The sequence below is a fragment of the Streptomyces sp. NPDC002446 genome (assembly GCF_053595675.1).
Genome location: NZ_JBSFYC010000006.1, coordinates 76926 through 96351 on the forward strand (window position 1 = coordinate 76926; position 19426 = coordinate 96351).

General features: G+C 72.7%; 20 protein-coding genes. 16 read left to right on the top strand and 4 right to left on the bottom strand.

The features are described from left to right. Nucleotides 1-75: 75 nt before the first annotated feature. The 3 genes from pcaG to ACWD6P_RS05685 all read right to left on the bottom strand — a co-directional run bounded on the left by pcaG (nucleotide 76) and on the right by ACWD6P_RS05685 (nucleotide 2717). Entirely contained in the window at nucleotides 76-735 is a 660-nt protein-coding gene (gene pcaG / locus ACWD6P_RS05675; RefSeq protein WP_451442748.1) for a protocatechuate 3,4-dioxygenase subunit alpha, read from the bottom strand. Next, a complete protein-coding gene (gene pcaH / locus ACWD6P_RS05680) occupies nucleotides 732-1484 on the bottom strand; it encodes a protocatechuate 3,4-dioxygenase subunit beta (protein ID WP_451442749.1) in 753 nt (250 codons plus the stop codon). The genes pcaG and pcaH overlap by 4 nt, the downstream gene beginning before the upstream one ends. Before the next feature lie 207 nt (nucleotides 1485-1691). Further along, nucleotides 1692-2717 carry a YihY/virulence factor BrkB family protein gene (locus tag ACWD6P_RS05685; protein WP_451442750.1) on the bottom strand — a complete coding sequence of 342 codons (1026 nt, stop codon included), beginning with the start codon at nucleotides 2715-2717 and terminating at the stop codon, nucleotides 1692-1694. 18 nt (nucleotides 2718-2735) lie between these two features. Here ACWD6P_RS05685 and ACWD6P_RS05690 point away from each other — a divergent pair, with 18 nt between their 5' ends. After that, the gene (locus ACWD6P_RS05690) at nucleotides 2736-4385 is read left to right on the top strand and encodes an acyl-CoA dehydrogenase family protein (protein WP_451442751.1); all 1650 of its coding nucleotides are present in this window, start codon (nucleotides 2736-2738) and stop codon (nucleotides 4383-4385) included. A 147-nt stretch (nucleotides 4386-4532) separates the two neighbouring features. On the opposite strand, the gene ACWD6P_RS05695 is transcribed toward ACWD6P_RS05690, so the two are convergent. Continuing rightward, nucleotides 4533-4994, bottom strand: a complete 462-nt coding sequence (locus ACWD6P_RS05695; protein WP_451442752.1) for a hypothetical protein — start codon at nucleotides 4992-4994, stop codon at nucleotides 4533-4535. A 271-nt stretch (nucleotides 4995-5265) separates the two neighbouring features. Here ACWD6P_RS05695 and ACWD6P_RS05700 point away from each other — a divergent pair, with 271 nt between their 5' ends. From ACWD6P_RS05700 to ACWD6P_RS05770, 15 genes are all read left to right on the top strand, one after another. Next, the gene (locus ACWD6P_RS05700; RefSeq protein ID WP_451442753.1) at nucleotides 5266-6543 is read left to right on the top strand and encodes a GAF domain-containing protein; all 1278 of its coding nucleotides are present in this window, start codon (nucleotides 5266-5268) and stop codon (nucleotides 6541-6543) included. A 160-nt stretch (nucleotides 6544-6703) separates the two neighbouring features. Continuing rightward, complete coding sequence (locus ACWD6P_RS05705) at nucleotides 6704-7372, top strand: class F sortase (protein ID WP_451442754.1); 669 nt, start codon at nucleotides 6704-6706, stop codon at nucleotides 7370-7372. A 153-nt stretch (nucleotides 7373-7525) separates the two neighbouring features. Then, a complete protein-coding gene (locus ACWD6P_RS05710; RefSeq protein ID WP_451442755.1) occupies nucleotides 7526-8125 on the top strand; it encodes a GNAT family N-acetyltransferase in 600 nt (199 codons plus the stop codon). Nucleotides 8126-8217: 92 nt separating this feature from the next. Next, nucleotides 8218-8301, top strand: coding sequence for a putative leader peptide (locus ACWD6P_RS05715; RefSeq protein ID WP_381650185.1), 84 nt, complete (start codon nucleotides 8218-8220; stop codon nucleotides 8299-8301). Nucleotides 8302-8513: 212 nt separating this feature from the next. Further along, nucleotides 8514-10235: a nitrite/sulfite reductase gene (locus ACWD6P_RS05720; protein WP_451442756.1), complete on the top strand. Its 1722-nt coding sequence runs from the start codon at nucleotides 8514-8516 to the stop codon at nucleotides 10233-10235. Further along, entirely contained in the window at nucleotides 10232-10417 is a 186-nt protein-coding gene (locus ACWD6P_RS05725; protein ID WP_451442757.1) for a hypothetical protein, read from the top strand. The genes ACWD6P_RS05720 and ACWD6P_RS05725 overlap by 4 nt, the downstream gene beginning before the upstream one ends. Beyond that, complete coding sequence (locus ACWD6P_RS05730; RefSeq protein ID WP_451442758.1) at nucleotides 10414-11106, top strand: phosphoadenylyl-sulfate reductase; 693 nt, start codon at nucleotides 10414-10416, stop codon at nucleotides 11104-11106. The genes ACWD6P_RS05725 and ACWD6P_RS05730 overlap by 4 nt, the downstream gene beginning before the upstream one ends. Nucleotides 11107-11126: 20 nt before the next feature. Then, complete coding sequence (gene cysC, locus ACWD6P_RS05735) at nucleotides 11127-11660, top strand: adenylyl-sulfate kinase (protein ID WP_451442759.1); 534 nt, start codon at nucleotides 11127-11129, stop codon at nucleotides 11658-11660. 91 nt (nucleotides 11661-11751) lie between these two features. Then, complete coding sequence (gene cysD, locus ACWD6P_RS05740; protein ID WP_451442760.1) at nucleotides 11752-12687, top strand: sulfate adenylyltransferase subunit CysD; 936 nt, start codon at nucleotides 11752-11754, stop codon at nucleotides 12685-12687. 2 nt (nucleotides 12688-12689) lie between these two features. Next, a complete protein-coding gene (locus ACWD6P_RS05745) occupies nucleotides 12690-14033 on the top strand; it encodes a sulfate adenylyltransferase subunit 1 (RefSeq protein ID WP_451442761.1) in 1344 nt (447 codons plus the stop codon). Between the two features lie 224 nt (nucleotides 14034-14257). Beyond that, nucleotides 14258-15367, top strand: coding sequence for an aliphatic sulfonate ABC transporter substrate-binding protein (locus ACWD6P_RS05750; protein WP_451442762.1), 1110 nt, complete (start codon nucleotides 14258-14260; stop codon nucleotides 15365-15367). A 33-nt stretch (nucleotides 15368-15400) separates the two neighbouring features. Further along, a complete protein-coding gene (locus ACWD6P_RS05755; protein WP_451442763.1) occupies nucleotides 15401-16228 on the top strand; it encodes an ABC transporter ATP-binding protein in 828 nt (275 codons plus the stop codon). Then, nucleotides 16215-17150 (top strand): ABC transporter permease, encoded by a 936-nt coding sequence (locus ACWD6P_RS05760; RefSeq protein ID WP_451442764.1) that lies wholly within the window; start codon nucleotides 16215-16217, stop codon nucleotides 17148-17150. The genes ACWD6P_RS05755 and ACWD6P_RS05760 overlap by 14 nt, the downstream gene beginning before the upstream one ends. 3 nt (nucleotides 17151-17153) lie before the next feature. Then, complete coding sequence (locus ACWD6P_RS05765) at nucleotides 17154-17933, top strand: sirohydrochlorin chelatase (protein WP_451442765.1); 780 nt, start codon at nucleotides 17154-17156, stop codon at nucleotides 17931-17933. A 242-nt stretch (nucleotides 17934-18175) separates the two neighbouring features. Further along, complete coding sequence (locus ACWD6P_RS05770) at nucleotides 18176-19396, top strand: serine hydrolase domain-containing protein (protein WP_451442766.1); 1221 nt, start codon at nucleotides 18176-18178, stop codon at nucleotides 19394-19396. The last annotated feature ends 30 nt before the right edge of the window (nucleotides 19397-19426 follow it).

Here is a 19426-nt window from a genome sequence, read left to right on the forward strand (position 1 = left end):
AGAAAGAACAGGAGAACAGGAGTTGGCGGAGTCGGGCTTCGGTGGGGCCGGGGTGTCGGTCGGGTGGCGGGCCGGTCATCGGTGGGTGAGGAAGACCGTCTCCTCGTACCTGCCGTCCGGCGTCTGCTGCAGCTGGACGTCGAAGCGGTAGCGGCCGGGCCCGTCCGGCCGGGCGAGCAGGGTGCGCGCACGGTCGGCGGGCAGCCGGGTCAGCAGTGGGTCGGCGGCGTGGGCGGCCTTGTGCTCGGGGAAGTAGACGCGGGTGAAGAGGTGGTGGGGCAGTCCGCGGGCGAGAACGCACACGGCGAGGTACGGCGCGGCGTCCGGCCGTCCGGCGGGGACCGCGGGCACGGTGCGTACGGCATAGCGCCCGTCGGCGTCGGTCGGGACGCGGCCGAAGCCGGTGAAGTCCACGCCGCTGCGGCCGATGACCGCGCCGGTGGCCGGATCGCGGCCCAGCGAGCCGGGCGCGCCGGTCAGGCCGCCGTCCGGGCCCGCCTGCCAGAACTCCAGCAGCGCGTCGGGCACCGGGGCGCCGGCTCCGTCCCGTACCCGGCCGTGCACGGTGATCGTGTCGGGGTGGCCCGCCGGCGCCATCCGCGCACCGCCCGGGAACGGGAGGGCATGGCCGTAGAAGGGGCCGATGGTCTGCGAGGGCGTCGGGGCGAGCGGTGCGTCCGCCGGAGCGCCGGGGGCCCCGTCGGAGGGGTCGGGGCGGGTGGTGTCGGGGGTCATCGGCGGCCTTCCTCGGTCCAGGTGGCGGACGGGCCGTCCAGGACGATGTCCCAGCGGTAGCCCAGCGAGTGTCCGGGGCGGGACAGTTCGTGGACGTAGGCGGCCACCAGGCGGGCGCGGGCGGCGGGGTCGGTGAGCGACCCGAGGATCGCGTCGTACGGCAGGAGCGGGTCGCCGGGGAAGTACATCTGGGTGACCAGCCGCTGGGTGAAGGCCGTCCCGAAGAGCGAGAAGTGGATATGGGCCGGGCGCCAGGCGTTGTCGTCGGCGCGCCACGGATAGGCGCCGGGCTTGACGGTGGTGAACGCGTAGCGGCCCTGGTCGTCGGTCAGACAGCGGCCGACGCCGGTGAAGTGGGGGTCGAGCGGGGCCGGGTTGCGGTCGCGCTGATGGGCGTACCGGCCGGAGGCGTTGGCCTGCCAGATCTCGACGAGCTGGCCGGGTACGGGGCGGCCGGTGCGGTCCAGGACGCGGCCGGTGACGGTGATGCGTTCGCCGAGCGGTTCGCCGGTGTGCTGACGGGTGAGGTCGGCGTCCAGTTCGGTGACGTCCGTGCGGCCGAACACGGGTCCGGCGAGCTCCACGGCCTCCGGGTCGGCGAGGTGGTCGATCTCGACCAGCGGCCGGTGGGGGTGGCGCAGTGTGCCGCTGCGGTACGGGGCGACGGTGGGCTGCGCCGCGGGCGCGGGCGGTAAGGGGCCGCCGAGGGCGGTCGGCCGTGGGGTCAGGTCCATGGGTGCCGTCTCCATGCGGTGAGGGTCATGGTCATGGTCGAGAGACTCGGGGGTCGGGGCCGGTTCGGGCGGACGGGTCCACTGAAGCAGGCCCCGCCGCCGGAGCAACAGACGTTGCCAGGACGACGGCGCCGTTCGGACCGCGTCGCAGGAACTGCGGTGCCCCGGCATTGCAGGAACTGCGGTGCCCGGCCGGCCCCCGCCCGGGCCGCTCGGGCGCCCTCAGTCCTTGGTCCCGTCGGCCGCCCCGTCGGCCCCGTCGGCCGCCCCGTCGGTCCCGTCGGCCCGCTTCGCCGCCGCGCGGCGCGCGATCTCCTCGCGTGCCGCGGCCGTGGCGACCGACGGCCACACCCGGTCGAGCGCGGCGTTCATGGCGGCGCCGACCAGTACCGCGAAGGCGGACACCCCGATCCACAGCAGTACGGCGACCGGCGCGGCCAACGACCCGTAGATCGTGGGGCCTTCGACGGTCGAGGTGAGGTAGAGCCGCAGCAGGAAACTGCCGAGCACCCAGATGCCGAGCGCGGTCACCGCCCCCGGGATGTCCTCCCGCCAGGGCGACCGGACCGGTACGGACAGGTGGTAGAGCGTGGTGAGGAAGGCGATGGACACCAGCAGGACGAACGGCCAGTACAGCGCCCGGATGATCTGCTCGCCGGCCGGCAGCCAGCTCACGACGGTGTCGGGACCGGCCACCATCAGCGGCAGCGCGACGGCGCCGACGACCAGCCCGCCGAGGTAGAGCGCGAAGGCCAGCAGCCGGGTCTTGACGATGCCGCGCCGTCCGTCGAGCCCGTACATGATGGTGATGGTGTCGACGAAGACGTTCAGCGCCCGGGAGCCGGACCACAGGGCGATGGCGAAGCCGAGGGAGATGACGTCGGGACGGCGGCCGGTGAAGACGTCGTCCAGCAGGGGGCGGGCGATCTGGTCCACGCCCCGGTCGGAGAGCACGGCGCCGGCGGCGCCGAGGATGCGCTCCCGGACGCCGTCGATGGTGTCGTGGCCGATCCACTCCTGCGTGTAGCCGAGGACGCCGAGGAGCCCGAGGATCAGCGGCGGCAGCGACAGCAGACACCAGAACGCGGCCTCGGCGGCCAGCCCGGTGACGCGGTAGGTCATGCACGAGTGGACGATGTCCTTGAGCAGCAGCCAGGTCAGTCGGCGCTTGGAGACATTGCGGTACAGCACTCGGGCCCTGGTCAGACGCCCCGCGGGCCGCTCGGTTGGTTCGTTTGCGGGCTGCACCTCCTTACCGTATCCGGCATGGCAGCCACCACTCACACGGTCACGAACCAGCCGCCGCCGCTGGTCGGCTACGACGTCTTCGGCAGCGACCCGGCCCTCACCGAGGGCGTCGCCCGTTACGTCGACGACGCCCGTCTCGACGAGGTCCGAGAGGAGCTGACCCGGCTGGGGCAGGCGGCCGGCTCGGCGCACGCCCAGCGCTGGGGCGAGCAGGCCAACGCCTGCCCGCCGGTCCTGCGCACCCACGACCGCTTCGGCCATCGCCTCGACGAGGTGGAGTTCCACCCGGCCTGGCACCGGCTGCTCGGCCACGCCGTCTCGGCGGGCCTGACCGACGCCTGGTCCCGGCCGCACGGCCATCTGCGCCGCACCGCCGGCTTCGTCGTCTGGACCCAGGCCGAGGCCGGACACGGCTGCCCGCTGTCGATGACCCATGCCGCGGTGCCCGCGCTGCGGGCCGAGCCGGAGCTGGCGGCCGAATGGGAGCCGCTGCTCACCTCGCGGATCTACGAACAGGAGCTGCGGCCGGTCGCCGAGAAGGGCGGCGCGCTGGCGGGCATGGCCATGACGGAGAAGCAGGGCGGCAGCGACGTACGGGCCAACACGACGCGCGCCGAGCCGCTGGCCGCGCCCGGCGAGTACGTGCTGACCGGGCACAAGTGGTTCTGCTCGGCACCGATGTCGGACGCCTTCCTGGTGCTGGCCCAGGCGCCCGGGGGGCTCACCTGTTTTCTGCTGCCGCGGGTGCTGCCGGACGGCAGCCGCAACGCCTTTCGCATCCAGCGGCTCAAGGACAAGCTCGGCAACCGCTCGAACGCCTCGGCGGAGGTCGAGTTCGACGGGCGGAGCTGGGCGCGCCGGGTCGGCGAGGAGGGGCGCGGGGTGGCGACGATCATCGAGATGGTCGCGGCGACCCGGCTGGACTGTGTGAGCGCCTCGGCGGCGGTGATGCGGCAGGCGGTGGCGCAGGCGGTGCACCACTGCGCGTACCGGGAGGCGTTCGGCGGGCCGCTGATCGACAAGCCGCTGATGCGCAATGTGCTGGCCGATCTGGCGCTGGAGTCGGAGGCGGCGACCACCCTCGCACTGCGGCTGGCGGCCGCGTACGACGACGGCGGTGCGGCGGACCGGCACCTGCTGCGGCTGGCGGTCCCGGCGGCGAAGTACTGGGTGACCAAGCGGTGCACGCCGGTCGTCGCGGAGGCGCTGGAGTGCCTGGGCGGCAACGGCTACGTCGAGGAGTCGGGGCTGCCGCGGCTGCTGCGCGAGGCGCCGCTGAACTCGATCTGGGAGGGCTCCGGCAACGTCCAGGCGCTGGACGCGCTGCGGGCCCTGCAGCGCGATCCCGAGGCGCTCGACGCGTTCCTGACCGAGATCGGCACGGCGCGGGGCGCGGACCACCGGCTGGACCGGGCGATCCGGGGGATGCTCACCGAACTCGCCGACCTGGAAGGCATCGAGGCCCGCGCCCGGCGCCTGGTGGAGCGGATGGCACTGGTGCTCCAGGGCTCGCTGCTGGTGCGCTACGCACCGCCCGAGGTCGCGGACGCGTTCTGCGCCTCCCGTCTGGGCGGCGACGCGGGCGCGGCGTTCGGGACGCTGCCGCACACCCTGGATCTGGCGGCGGTCGTGGCACGGGCGCGGCCGGTCCTCGACGACACGGCCTGACGCATCGGTACGGCCTGACGCATCGGCGCGGCGGCGGCGCCCCGTGGTCTCCGGGCCGATGCCGCACGAAGGACAGGGGCAGGGGGGTGTGCCGCCGCCGCGCCGGTCAGGGAGCGGTGCCGCGCCGACCCGGCACCGCTCCCGGTCTCAGGGGCCGCCGGAGCCGCCCGGCTCCGGCCCTCCGCACCGGCCGCAGGGGACAGCCGGCAGGTCTGCCGCGGTGCGCCCGCGCAGCGCCGCGTCGATGGCCATGATGAGCTCCCCGTCCGGTGCGTCGGGCGGGAAGGCGGCCAGCACCCCGCGCGCTTCGTAGTAGCGCAGGACCCGGCAGGCCTCGTCCGCGCCGGTCCACTCCGCCCCGTGCAGCACCACGACGAGGTCGGCGAAGGCCAGCGCGGGCAGCAGACCGCCCACGCCGGCCACCCGGTCGAGCAGATGCGGCGCGCTGTCGATGACATGGCCGTCGGCGGGCAGCGGCTGACGCCTGATCAGGACGTCGACCGCGGGTATCCGGGGGACCCCGTAGTGGTCCGCCAGCCGGGCGGCGCGCGCGATGCGCACCCCCTCGCCCGCTCCGATCACCACGACGCGCGGAGCAGCGGTCACCATGGTGAGCCCCCTCCTCACACCGTGCCGACGTAACGCGGCGGCCGATGGATTCCCTGCGTCATCGGCGGGTTCTCCGACGGGTGACCGGCGAACCTCGCGGTGGCGAGAAACCATCGACCGCTCGGATCAGCGTCCCGGTTACCGGTCATAGGCCACAACGGTTGCAATGCGTTGCAGTGCACCGCGGTGAATCTGGACAATCGCGCCTGCGGGCCGGCCCGCTGACGGCACGATGGGCAACGACCGGTGGACAGCACCAACGGAGAACAGCGTGAGCGACATACCGATCCACAGCGCCATCTGGTCGGCCCAGGAGATCCGCGAGACCACCCGCCGCCTCGCCTCCGTCCGCGAGGCCGCGCTCGCGGGCGGCTTACCGCCGGACGCGCCCCGCGCCGTCATCGGCGAGTCCTGGCGCCGGGTGCTGGTCTCCGGCGTGGACCCGGACGGGGAGCAGCCCCAGTCCCTGCTGTCCGTCGCGGAGTTGGAGCACCGCCGGCAGAAGTCGCAGCTGGCGGCGGTGCTGCCGGTGCTCAACGAGGGGCTGCTGGCGGCGGCCGACGCGGCCCAGCAGATCATGGTCGTCACCGACGCCGAGGGCCGGGTGCTGTGGCGGGAGGGCAGCGCACCGGTCCGGCGGATGGCCGACCGGCTCGGCTTCGACAAGGGCGCGGACTGGACCGAGGGCGTCGTCGGCACCAACGCCATCGGCACCGCGCTGGTGGCCCGCCGCCCGGTGCTGGTGCACTCCGCCGAGCATTTCGTACGCAGCCACCACCAGTGGACCTGCGCCGCGGCACCGCTCCACGACCCGCGCGACGGGCGCCTGTTGGGCACGGTGGACATCAGCGGGCCGGCGCACACCTTCCATCCGACCACGCTCTCCCTGGTGTCCGCGGTCGCCCGGCTCGCGGAGGGCGAGCTGCGGACCCGCCATCACACGTCCCTGGAGCGGCTGCGGTCGAGTGCGGCGCCGGTATTGGCACGGATCGGCGGGCGGGCGCTCGCCGTCGACCCGAACGGCTGGGTCGCCGGGGTGACGGGCCTGACGCCGGCGGAGCGGGTGGCGCTGCCCAAGGCGCCCGAGGCCGGGCCGCTGTGGCTGCCGCGCTACGGCATGTGCGCGCTGGAGCCGTTGCCCGGCGGGTGGCTGATCCGGGTCGGCAGGCCGGAGCGGGAGGCCGGGCCGAGCCGGGTGGTGCTGGACGTCAGCGGCCGGGACGGTGCCACCGTCACGGTGAGCGGGCCGGCCGGCAGCTGGGCGCACGAGCTGACCCCGCGCCACGCCGAGCTGCTGTTCGTGCTCGGCGCGCATCCGCAGGGGCGCAGCGCCGCGGAGCTCGCCTTGGACCTGTTCGGCGACGGCAGCCGTACGGTCACGGTGCGCGCCGAGCTGTCCCGTCTGCGCCGCCATCTGGGAGGTGTGCTGGCGCACCGGCCGTACCGCTTCGCGGATGGGGTGGAGGTGGAGCTGCGGCTGCCGGCGCTGCCCGCGCAGCTGCTGCCGCAGTCGTCGGCACCGGCGGTGGCGGCGGCGCGGCGGGGGTGAGGGGCTGTGGAGGAACGGCAGCGGCCGGGGGGGGACAACAGCGGCCTGCGGGACTCCGGCCACTCGTTCAGCGGTCTGCGCTCGCCGGCCCCCCGGCCGCGCTCTAGCGTGCCAACCGGAGGCGGTGCGCTCCCGGGCGCGCGGCCGCGGGAGGTGAGCGATGAGCCGTACGGGCTCGCCGGAGGCGGAGCAGGGGCGGTCGGCGGCCCGGCGGCGGCCGGGCTGGGGCGTACTCGCGCTGGTCGGCCTCGCCGGGTTCGGCATGCTGCGCCACGGACTGTCCGGTGAGGCGGACGGGCCGCCGCAGCCGGGCACCGCCGCCGTCCGGTTCCCCGGCGCCGCGCCGCCCGACGGCACCGCCCCGCCGCTGCCCCGCTCCGCCCCCGCCCTGGTGTCGATCGAGTCGATCCAGGTGTCCGCCCCGCTACTGCCGCTGGGACTGGACGGGCACGGCCGGATCGAGGCCCCGCCCGCCCAGGACGCCCACCTGGCGGGCTGGTACACGGGCGCACCGACCCCCGGCGAGCGCGGCACCGCCGTCCTGGTCGGGCATGTCGACAGCACCGGCGGGCCCGCGGTCTTCTACCGGCTGGGCGCGCTGGGAAGGGGCGGGACGATCCAGGTGATCCGTGAGGACGGGCGGACCGCGGTCTTCGAGATCTACCGCGTCCAGGTCTTCGACAAGCGGCGATTCCCCGCCCGGTCGGTCTACCGCGACACCGGACGGCCCGAGCTGCGCGTGCTGACCTGCGGCGGCGCCTACTCCGCGGGCGCGGGCTACACGGGCAACGTGGTGGTCTTCGCGCGGATGACACGGTCCGCTCCCTGATGACGCGGTCCGCTCCCTAGGGATCGGGCGTTCCACACGCTGAGCCGATGTCTCACAATCCGGACGTGTTCGGTCGCGCGGCGCGTCCATGGCCCCGCCCGGGCCGCCGCACCCCGGCCCGGCCGCCGGATTCCGGTGTGATGTGCTGGCCGCATGAGCATCTCGGTCACCACCTGGTACCTCGAGCAGACCTCCCGCGCCGACCTCTCCCCCGCGCAGGAGCCGCCGGCCGAGCAGGGCGTCCGTATCGCCCGGTCCGAGATACCGTCGCCCGAATTCAGCCGCTTCCTCTATACCGCGGTCGGCGGGGACGTCACCTGGACCGACCGGCTGGTGTGGCCGTACGCGCGGTGGGCGGAGTACCTCGGGCGGCCGGGTGTGGAGACCTGGGTGGCGTACGAGCGGAACACCCCCGCCGGGTTCGTCGAGCTGGACGCCGCCCCGGACGGCTCCGTGGAGATCGTCTACTTCGGGCTCGTCCCGGCCTTCCGGGGGCGCCGGATCGGCGGGCACCTGCTGACGTACGGGGTCGCGCGGGCCTGGGACCTGGCCGAGCGCTGGCCGGGGCAGGCGCCGACGCGGCGGGTGTGGCTGCACACCTGCTCCCAGGACGGCGCGCACGCGATGGCCAACTACCAGCGGCGCGGGTTCCGGCTGTACGACACCACGGTGACCGAGGAGCCCGACGTACCGGCCCCGGGACCCTGGCCGGGCGCGGGGCCGGTCGCGCCCCGCACACCCAACGCGGAGTGACCGGCGCCACACTGTCTCCCCATTCGAGACAGTGGTGTCCATATTCTGGATAACGGTGGACTGGCCGGAGAACGGCGTGCCAGGCTTCCGTCATGTCTCGAGCTGGAATTGCCTTGGTGAGTCGGCGGCACGTCGACCTCGGCCGCATGTCCAGCGCCATTTGTCGGGCGCGCTGAGGCTGTACCCACCTGGGGCAATCGGCCCTGGACAGCACCCAGCACCACCGAACTTCCCGCCGTCCCCATCGTCGCGGACGCGCCAAGACCCCACGATCCGCAGACCTCCCGACGCGTCACCAACGCGCCGCTCTTCGGTGTGTCCGCGCAGGTCACCGTGGGTGCCCGGCGCTGGTCCCGACCCTTGAGCCCGCCCAGAAGGACGTACACCCATGGCCGCCACCCCAGAACGCCCCCAGCCTCCGGCCGGGGGTGCCGCCACCGCAGCCACGACCCGCCGCAAGGCCGGACGCCACCGCGGCGAGGGCCAGTGGGCCGTGGGGCACTTCACGCCGCTGAACGGCAATGAGCAGTTCAAGAAGGACGACGACGGTCTCAATGTGCGGACGCGCATTGAGACGATCTACTCCAAGGCGGGATTCGACTCGATCGACCCCAACGACCTGCGCGGGCGGATGCGTTGGTGGGGCCTGTACACCCAGCGCAAGCCCGGGATCGACGGCGGCAAGACCGCGGTCCTGGAGCCCGAGGAGCTGGACGACAAGTACTTCATGCTGCGGGTCCGCATCGACGGCGGACGGCTGACCGTGGCCCAGCTGCGCGCCATCGGCGAGGTCTCCGAGCAGTACGCCCGCGGCACCGCGGACATCACCGACCGGCAGAACATCCAGCTGCACTGGATCCGCATCGAGGACGTCCCCGCCATCTGGGAGAAGCTGGAGGCCGTCGGGCTCTCCACGACCGAGGCGTGCGGTGACTGCCCGCGCGTGATCATCGGCTCCCCGGTGGCCGGCATCGCCGCGGACGAGATCATCGACGGCACCCCGGCCGTGGACGAGATCCACGAGCGCTACATCGGCAGCAAGGAGTTCTCCAACCTGCCGCGCAAGTTCAAGACCGCGATCTCCGGCTCCCCGGTCCAGGACGTGGTCCACGAGATCAACGACGTCGCCTTCGTCGGCGTCGTCCACCCCGAGCACGGCCCCGGCTTCGACCTGTGGGTCGGCGGCGGACTGTCCACCAACCCCAAGCTCGCCCAGCGCCTGGGCACCTGGGTGCCGCTGGACGAGGTCGCGGACGTCTGGGCCGGTGTCGTCGGGCTCTTCCGGGACTACGGCTACCGCCGGCTGCGCACCCGCGCCCGGCTGAAGTTCCTGATGGCCGACTGGGGCCCGGAGAAGTTCCGTCAGGTGCTGGAGGACGAGTACCTGGAGCGCAAGCTGGTCGACGGCCCGGCGCCGGCGGAGCCCGCGCAGAAGTGGCGCGACCACATCGGTGTGCACGAGCAGAAGGACGGCCGCTTCTACGTCGGCTTCGCGCCGCGCGTCGGCCGGGTGGACGGCGCCACGCTCACCAAGATCTCCGAGCTGGCCGCGGCGCACGGCTCGGACCGGCTGCGGACCACCGTCGAGCAGAAGATGATCATCCTCGACGTCGAGCGGGACCAGGTCGAGTCGCTGGTCGCGGGCCTGGAGGCGCTGGACTTCCGGGTCACCCCCTCGCCGTTCCGCCGCGGCACCATGGCCTGCACCGGCATCGAGTTCTGCAAGCTGGCGATCGTGGAGACCAAGGGTCGCGGCGCGTCGCTGATCGACGAGCTGGAGCGCCGCCTCCCGGACTTCGACGAGCCGCTGACCATCAACCTCAACGGCTGCCCGAACGCCTGCGCCCGCATCCAGGTCGCGGACATCGGACTCAAGGGGCAGCTGGTGCTGGACGACGACGGCAACCAGGTCGAGGGCTACCAGGTGCACCTGGGCGGCGCGCTGGGCCTGGAGCCCGGCTTCGGCCGCAAGGTGCGCGGCCTGAAGGTCACCGCCGACGAGCTCCCCGACTACATCGAGCGGGTGCTGCGCAACTTCGAGGCGCAGCGCGAGGAGAGCGAGCGCTTCGCCACCTGGGCGGCGCGGGCGGAAGAGGGTGCGTTGAAGTGAGCGAACGCGCCGCCCCGTTCTACTGCCCGTACTGCGGCGACGAGGACCTGCGGCCCTCCGAGGAGGGCCACGGGGCGTGGGAATGCCGGTCCTGCAGCCGCGCGTTCCGGCTGAAGTTCCTGGGGCTGCTGGCCCCGGGGGCGTCCGCCAACTCCCCTGTCACAGACGGAGGTACGCCGTGACCACCGCTACCGACCTTCAGCAGCTCGCCGAACAGGCGGGCCGCGACCTGGAGGACGCGCCCGCCCTGGAGATCCTCACGTGGGCCGCACAGACCTTCGGTCCGCGCTTCTGCGTCACCTCCTCGATGGAGGACGCGGTCGTCGCGCACCTGGCCTCGCGGGCCTTCCCGGGCGTGGACGTGGTCTTCCTGGACACCGGCTACCACTTCCCGGAGACCATCGGGACCCGGGACGCGGTCGCCGAGGTGATGGACGTCAACGTCATCACCCTGACACCGCGTCAGACGGTGGCCGAGCAGGACGCCGAGTACGGCCCGAAGCTGCATGACCGCGACCCGGACCTGTGCTGCGCGCTGCGCAAGGTCAAGCCGCTCGAAGAGGGTCTGACCGGGTACGACGCCTGGGCGACGGGGCTGCGCCGGGACGAGTCGCCGACCCGGGCGAACACCCCGGTCGTCGGCTGGGACCCCAAGCGGCAGAAGGTGAAGGTCTCGCCGATCGCCCGCTGGACGCAGGCCGACGTGGACGCCTACGTGGCCGAGCACGGCGTGCTCACCAACCCGCTGCTGATGGACGGCTACGCCTCCGTCGGCTGCGCGCCCTGCACCCGCCGGGTGCCGGCGGGCGAGGACGCCAGGTCCGGCCGCTGGGCAGGGAGCAACAAGACCGAGTGCGGGCTGCACGGATGACAGAGCATCAGGAGATATCCATGACGGGCGCCACGATCTGGCTGACCGGTCTGCCGAGCGCCGGCAAGACCACCATCGCGCGCGAGCTGGCCGCCACGCTGCGCGAGGAGGGTCACCGCGTCGAGGTGCTCGACGGCGACGAGATCCGCGAGTTCCTCTCCGCGGGCCTCGGTTTCACCCGCGCGGACCGGCACACCAACGTCCAGCGCATCGGCTTCGTCGCCGAGCTGCTGGCGAGCAACGGCGTCAAGGCGCTGGTGCCGGTGATCGCGCCGTACGCGGACAGCCGCGAGGCGGTACGCAAGCGCCACCAGAGCGAGGGCACCGCGTATCTGGAGGTGCATGTGGCCACCCCGGTCGAGGTGTGCTCCGAGCGCGATGTGAAGGGGCTGTACGCCAAGCAGGCAGCCGGTGAGATCTCCGGCCTGACGGGCGTGGACGACCCCTACGAGCAGCCCGAATCGCCCGATCTGCGGATCGAGTCGCACACCCAGACCGTGCAGGAGTCCGCGGCGGCGCTTTACGCGCTGCTTTCCGAGAGGGGACTGCTGTGAGCGACGTGCGCGCGGCCGCTCGGCCGCAGACAACGACGACAGCCGCGCCGCTGCGCCGCGCGGGCGGAGAAGCGAACGAAAGGGGCGCAGCATGACCACCGTCGCCACCACGACCGGGGACATCGACAACCCTTACGCGCTGTCGCACCTGGACGCCCTGGAGTCCGAGGCGGTGCACATCTTCCGCGAGGTGGCGGGCGAGTTCGAGCGGCCGGTGATCCTGTTCTCCGGCGGCAAGGACTCGATCGTCATGCTGCACCTGGCGCTCAAGGCGTTCGCGCCCGCCGCGATCCCCTTCTCCCTGCTGCACGTCGACACCGGGCACAACTTCCCCGAGGTCCTCGACTACCGCGACCGCACCGTGGAGCGGCACGGCCTGCGGCTGCACGTCGCCTCCGTGCAGGACTTCATCGACCGCGGTGAGCTGCGCGAGCGCCCCGACGGCACCCGTAACCCGCTGCAGACCGTCCCGCTGCTGGACGCCATCGAGAAGAACCGCTTTGACGCGGTCTTCGGCGGCGGCCGCCGCGACGAGGAGAAGGCGCGCGCCAAGGAGCGGGTCTTCTCGCTGCGCGACGAGTTCGGCGGCTGGGACCCGCGCCGGCAGCGCCCCGAGCTGTGGCAGCTCTACAACGGCCGCCACTCGCCCGGCGAGCATGTGCGGGTCTTCCCGCTGTCCAACTGGACCGAGCTGGACGTGTGGCAGTACATCGCCCGCGAGAAGATCGAACTGCCCGCCATCTACTACGCCCACGAGCGTGAGGTGTTCGCCCGCAGCGGGATGTGGCTGGCGCCCGGTGAGTGGGGCGGCCCGAAGGACGGCGAGAGCCTGGAGGTCCGGCAGGTGCGCTACCGCACCGTCGGTGACATGTCCTGCACCGGCGCCGTCGACTCCGACGCCGACACCATCGAGGCCGTGATCGCGGAGATCGCCGCGTCCCGGCTCACCGAGCGGGGCGCGACGAGGGCCGACGACAAGCTGTCCGAGGCCGCCATGGAGGACCGTAAGCGCGAGGGGTACTTCTAACCATGAGCACGATCCACACCGTTGACGCGGGTGCCACCTCGCTGCTGCGCTTCGCCACCGCCGGTTCCGTCGACGACGGCAAGTCCACGCTGGTCGGACGGCTGCTGCACGACTCCAAGTCGGTGCTCGCCGACCAGCTGGAGGCCGTCGAGCGCGCGTCGCTGGGCCGCGGGCAGGAGACGCCGGACCTGGCGCTGCTGACCGACGGGCTGCGCGCCGAGCGCGAGCAGGGCATCACCATCGACGTCGCCTACCGCTACTTCGCCACACCGCGGCGCCGCTTCATCCTCGCCGACACCCCAGGTCATGTGCAGTACACCCGCAACATGGTCACCGGCGCCTCCACCGCCGAGCTGGCCGTGGTGCTGGTCGACGCCCGCAACGGCGTGGTCGAGCAGACCCGCCGGCATGCCGCGGTCGCCGCCCTGCTGCGCGTCCCGCACGTCGTCCTGGCCGTCAACAAGATGGACCTGGTGGACTACCGGGAGTCCGTCTTCGCCGCGATCGCCGAGGAGTTCACGACGTACGCGGCCTCGCTGGGCGTGCCGGAGATCACCGCGATCCCGATCTCGGCGCTGGCCGGCGACAACGTCGTGTCCCCGTCGGCCAACATGGACTGGTACGGCGGCCCGACCGTGCTGGAGCACCTGGAGACCGTGCCGGTCGTCGCCGACCCGTCGGACGACCCCGCCCGTTTCCCGGTGCAGTACGTGATCCGCCCGCAGACCGCCGAGCACCCCGACTACCGCGGCTACGCGGGCCAGATCGCCTCCGGTGTGCTGCGCGTCGGGGACGCGGTGACCGTTCTGCCCTCGGGCCGGACGACCGCCGTCGAGGCGATCGACGCGCTCGGGCAGGCCGTGGACGTCGCCTGGGCACCGCAGTCGGTGACCGTGCGCCTGGCCGACGACATCGACATCTCGCGCGGCGACCTGATCGTTCCGACGGCTACGGCACCGGCCGTCTCCCAGGACGTCGAGGCGACCGTCTGCCATGTGGCGGACCGTCCGCTGACCGTCGGCCAGCGGGTGCTGCTCAAGCACACCACCCGTACCGTCAAGGCGATCGTCAAGGACATCCCGTCCCGGCTGACGCTGGACGACCTCTCCCAGCACCCGGCGCCGGGCGAGCTGGCCGCCAACGACATCGGCCGGGTCGTGATCCGTACGGCCGAGCCGCTGGCGCTGGACGCCTACGCGGACTCCCGCCGCACCGGCTCGTTCCTGCTGATCGACCCGGCGGACGGGACGACGCTGACCGCGGGGATGGCGGGCACCGCGTTCGCGGAGGCGGCCGCGGACGCCGCACCGGAAGCCGGGGCGGACGACGAGGGATGGGACTTCTGAACATGCCCGAGATAGCCCAGGACGTCTTCTCGACCTTCGCGAAGGAGGGCGGCCGTGTCGGCAGCGGCGCCCTAGGCAGCGGTCAGGGCGGAGTCGGCCGATGTGTGTGCTGACGATGCACGACTCCGTACCCCCCACGCCTCCTTTCCGAAGATCCATCGCTCCGCCGGGCGCGCCGTAGTACGGGCGCGTACTGCCCCGGCCCTCCGAGAGGAACTCCTCCCGTGTCTGCCGTTCGACACCGCCTGCTGGCGGCCGCCGCAACCGTCCCGCTCCTTGTCGGCGCGCTGGGCGCCTGCGGCTACGGCTCCGAGGCCAAGAAGGACACATCTGCCGGCGTCGCCCCCAAGGGCGCCAAGACCGACGGGCTCGATCAGGTCAAGATCGGGTTCTTCGGCAACACCACGCACGCCACCCCCCTGATCGGCCTCCAGAAGGGCCTGTTCCAGAAGGAACTGGGCGGCACCGAGATCAAGTCCTCGGTCTTCAACGCGGGCCCCGCGGAGATCGAGGCGCTCAACTCGAACGCCATCGACATCGGCTGGATCGGCCCCTCCCCCTCGATCAACGGCTACACCAAGTCGAAGGGCAAGAGCCTGAAGATCATCTCGGGCTCGGCCTCCGGTGGTGTCTCGCTCGTCGTCAACCCCAAGAAGATCAAGGGACTGAACGACCTCAAGGGCAAGAAGATCGCCACCCCGCAGCTGGGCAACACGCAGGACGTGGCGCTGCTGAACTTCCTGGCCGAGAAGGGCTACAAGGTCGACGCCACCACCGGCACGGGTGACGTCACGGTCCAGCGCACCGACAACAAGGTGACGCCGACCGCCTTCGAGCAGGGCTCCATCGACGGCGCCTGGGTGCCCGAGCCGACCGCCTCCAAGCTCGTGGCCGCGGGCGGCAAGACGATCCTGGACGAGAAGAGGCTGTGGAAGGACGGGAAGTTCGTCATCACGAACGTCATCGTCTCGCAGCGCTTCCTCAAGGAGCACCCGAAGGCCGTCGAGGCCGTACTGCGCGCCTCGGTGAAGACCAACGCCTGGATCCGTTCGCACCCGGCCGAGGCGAAGAAGGCGCTCAACGACAAGCTCGCGCAGCCCGACATCGCCGGCAAGCCGCTGCCCGGCGACGTCCTCGACCCGGCGTTCAAGAACATCGACATCACCGATGACCCGCTGGCCGCCACCCTCCAGGAGGAGGCCGACCACGCCGTCAAGGCGGGCCTGTTGGAGAAGCCCGACCTCAAGGGCATCTACGACCTCACGCTGCTGAACAAGGTGCTCAAGGCCGAGGGCAAGCAGCCGGTCGACGACGCCGGCCTCGGCAGCAAGTAGCCCGCAGCACCGCGCTCCCAGGAGGTGACACCGATGACGACCACCACGCTCACCAAGCAGCAGCCCGCCACGGCGGACACGGGCACCACCGTGCCGTACGCGGCTCGCATCGACCATGTCTCGAAGTCGTTCGGCCGTGCCGGCGCACAGCAGCAGGTGCTGGACGACATCAGCATCGATGTGGCACCCGGCGAGTTCGTCTGCCTCCTGGGGGCCTCGGGCTGCGGCAAGTCCACCCTGCTCAACCTCGTGGCGGGCCTGGACGCGCCGTCCGTCGGCACCATCGAGACGCCCGGCGGCCGGCCGGCCCTGATGTTCCAGGAACATGCGCTGTTCCCCTGGCTGACCGCGGGCCGCAACATCGAACTGGCGCTGCGGCTGCGCGGGGTGCCGCGCGCCGAGCGCCGCGACGAGGCCGAGCGGCTGCTGGAACTCGTCCGGCTCAAGGGCGCCTACGGCAAGCGGGTGCACGAGCTGTCGGGCGGTATGCGCCAGCGCGTGGCGATGGCCCGTGCGCTCGCCCAGGACAGCCAACTGCTGCTGATGGACGAGCCGTTCGCCGCGCTGGACGCGATCACCCGCGATGTGCTGCACGACGAGCTGACCCGCATCTGGCAGGAGCAGAACGACAGCGGCTCCGCCGGCAACCTCTCGGTCCTGTTCGTCACCCACAACGTCCGTGAGGCGGTGCGGCTGGCCGAGCGGGTGGTGCTGCTGTCCTCCCGGCCGGGCCGGATCGCCCGCGAGTGGCAGGTGGACATCCCCCAGCCGCGCCGCATCGAGGACGCCGCGGTCGCCGACCTGTCCATCGAAATCACCGAACAGCTCCGTGGGGAGATCCGCCGCCATGGCCAGCACTGAGACCTCGGCCGAGTCCGCCGCCGCACCGGCCGACACCGCCGACGCCACCGAGAAGCGGGACGCCACCAGCGACATCGCCGGTCTGGAAGCCGGGCTCGACGCCCTGGAGTCCACGGTCGTCACCCGTCAGCCCTGGCTGCGCACCGCCGCCTCCAAGGCGGTCCCTCCCCTCGTCGCCATCGCGATCGTGCTGGGACTGTGGCAGCTCGCCTACCACTTCGAGCTGAAGGCCCACTATCTGCTGCCGAGCCCGGTGGAAGTGGCCCGCTCGCTGCAGGAGAAGTGGCTCGAAGGCACCCTGCTGGACTTCGTGTGGACCAGCGTCTCCCGCGGCGCCCTGGGCTTCCTGGCCTCGGTCGCCATCGGCACGGTGCTCGGGCTGATCGTCGCCAAGATCAAGGCCGTACGGGCCGCGATCGGCCCGATCCTGAGCGGTCTGCAGTCGCTGCCCTCGGTGGCCTGGGTCCCGGCGGCGATCATCTGGTTCGGGCTGAGCGACGCCACCATCTACGCGGTGGTGCTGCTCGGCGCCGTCCCCTCCATCGCCAACGGCCTGGTGGCGGGCGTCGACCAGATCTCCCCGCTCTACCTGCGGGCGGGCCGCACCATCGGTGCGACGGGTCTGGCCGGGGTGCGGCATGTGCTGCTGCCGGCCGCGCTGCCCGGCTACATCGCCGGCCTCAAGCAGGGCTGGGCGTTCTCCTGGCGCTCCCTGATGGCCGCCGAGCTCATCGTCAACGCGCCCGATCTGGGCACCGGTCTGGGCCAGCTGCTGGAGCAGGGCCGCGAGCTCCAGGACATGTCCTGGGTGCTGTCCGCGATCCTGCTGATCCTGATCGTCGGTATCGGTATCGAGCTGCTGATCTTCGCGCCGATCGAGCGGCGGGTGCTGCGCAGCCGCGGCCTCCTGGTCAAGAGCTGAACCATGCACATACGTCCCACTCACCCCACGCTTCTCGTCGTCGCCCACGGCAGCCGCGATCCGCGGCACGCGGCGACCGTGTCCGCGCTCTGCGCGCGGGTACGGGCGCTGCGGCCGGGGCTGCGCGTCGAGGTCGGCCATCTCGACTTCAACGCGCCCCGGGTGCCCCGGGTCCTGGAGCGCCTGGCGGCCGAGGGGGTACGGGACGTGGTGGCGATGCCGCTGCTGCTCACCCGGGCGTTCCATGCGAAGTCCGACATCCCGGCGGTGCTGCACGAGGCCGCCGTGCGACTGCCCCGGCTGGCCATCCGCCAGGCCGAGGTGCTCGGCCCTTCTTCCCTCCTGACCGCCGCGCTGGAGCGCCGGCTCACGGAGGCCGGGCTGCGGCCCGGCGACCGTCGCTCGACCGGGGTCGTGCTGGCCTCGGCGGGCTCCTCCGACCCGGAGGCGATCGCAGTGATCGCTGAAATCGCGCGGGAGTGGCGGCGCACCACTGGTTGGTGTGCCGTGCGACCTGCGTTCGCCTCCGCATCTCTGCCCCGCACGGCCGATGCCGTGCGGGCCCTGCGCGCCGAGGGCGTGCACCGGGTAGCCGTCGCCCCGTACGTCATCGCCCCCGGCTTCCTCCCGGACCGGATCGCGGCCGGTGCCCGCGAGGCCCGCGCCGACGTCCTCGCACCCGTCCTCGGCGCCGCCCCCGAACTGGCCCGTCTGCTGCTGCGCCGTTACGACCAGTCGGTGCTGGCCGGCGTCCGCGGCGATCTGACGGCACAGATCGCCTGAGGGGGCACGGCCGGGGGCCGGGGGCCGGCGGCCGGTGGCCGGTGGCCAGTGGCCAGTGGCCGGTGCGGAGACGGCGGCGGTTCGCGCGATCCGGGAGACGGCGGGGGTTCGCGCGATCCGGGAGACGGCGGCGGTTCGCGCGATCCGGGCGCGAACCGGGCGGAGGCCGGACGCGATGGCCCCGGCGACATCGGGGGTGTCGTACGGCGGGGCAGCGGGCCGTTGCTGGGACAGTGAAACCGATGACTTTCCTCCCAGGCCGACGTGCCCTGCTCAAGGCGGCGGGCGCCACCGTCCTCCCCGGGGGCCGACTGCCGCCCGCCGCGCCCGCGCCCCGCAGCGCCGCCTCCGCGGAGCCGCTCACCCGGCACCGGCTCCGGCAGCATGCGCGGGACGCTCTGCGGCAGGGCCGCTTCGTCAGCGTGGCCGTATCCGTGCGGGACGGGCGACGCGTCCTGCGGGCGAGCGCGGGCACCAGGGAAGCGGGCGGGGAACAAGGGGTACCGGAGGGTGCCTCGTTCCGGGTGTGCAGCGTGACGAAGTCCTTCGTCGCCACCGTCGTCCTCCAGCTCGTGGCCGAGGGCCGGCTGTCGCTGAGGGACAGCGTCGACAGCCGCCTTCCCGGGCTGGTCCGGGGAAACGGGAACGACGGACGCCGCCTCACCCTCAGGAATCTGCTCCAGCACACCAGCGGCCTGCCCGAGTTCCTGCACATCTCCGGCACGGCCGCGGAGTTCGAGCAGCACAGATTCCGTCATGTCACCCCCCGCCAGCTGCTCGCCACCGCGCTACGGCACGAGCCCGGCTTCCCACCCGCCGATCCCGACGACGCCGACCCCCGCTGGTCCTACTCCAACACCAACTACGTCCTCCTCGGGTTGCTCATCGAGAGGGTCACCGGGCGCCCCTGGGCGGCGGCCGTCCGCGACCAGATCATCCGGCCGCTGAAGCTCACCGGCACCTACGAGCCGGGGGACGACCCCACCCTCGGCACGCCCCACGCACACGCCTACCACCGCTTCGCGCCCCAAGGGACCTGGACCGACACCACCCTCCGGAACATGACCACGGCGGGCGCCGCGGGCTCGCTCATCAGCACCGCCGAGGACCTCGACCGCTTCTACACCGCCCTGCTGACCGGCCGTCTCCTGCCCGCGGCCGCACTCGACGAGATGCGCCGGACCGTCCCCGCCGCGGACAAGGAGATCCAGGCGTTCCTCCCCGGCATGCGCTACGGACTCGGGCTGATGAGTCAGCCGCTGCCGTGCGGCGGACTGCGCTGGGGCCACGGCGGCGACCTGGAAGGAACCACCGTCCGCGTCGGCGTCACCGACGACGCACACCGCAGCGTCGTCATCACCACCAGCGGCACGACGGCCGACGCCCACCAGCGCCAGACCGCCGAACGCGCTCTGCAACACCTCACCACCGACGTCCTGTGCGCACGCCGCAAACAGAGTTGACGTCCGAGGTGCCATCGGATCTCCTGTGGC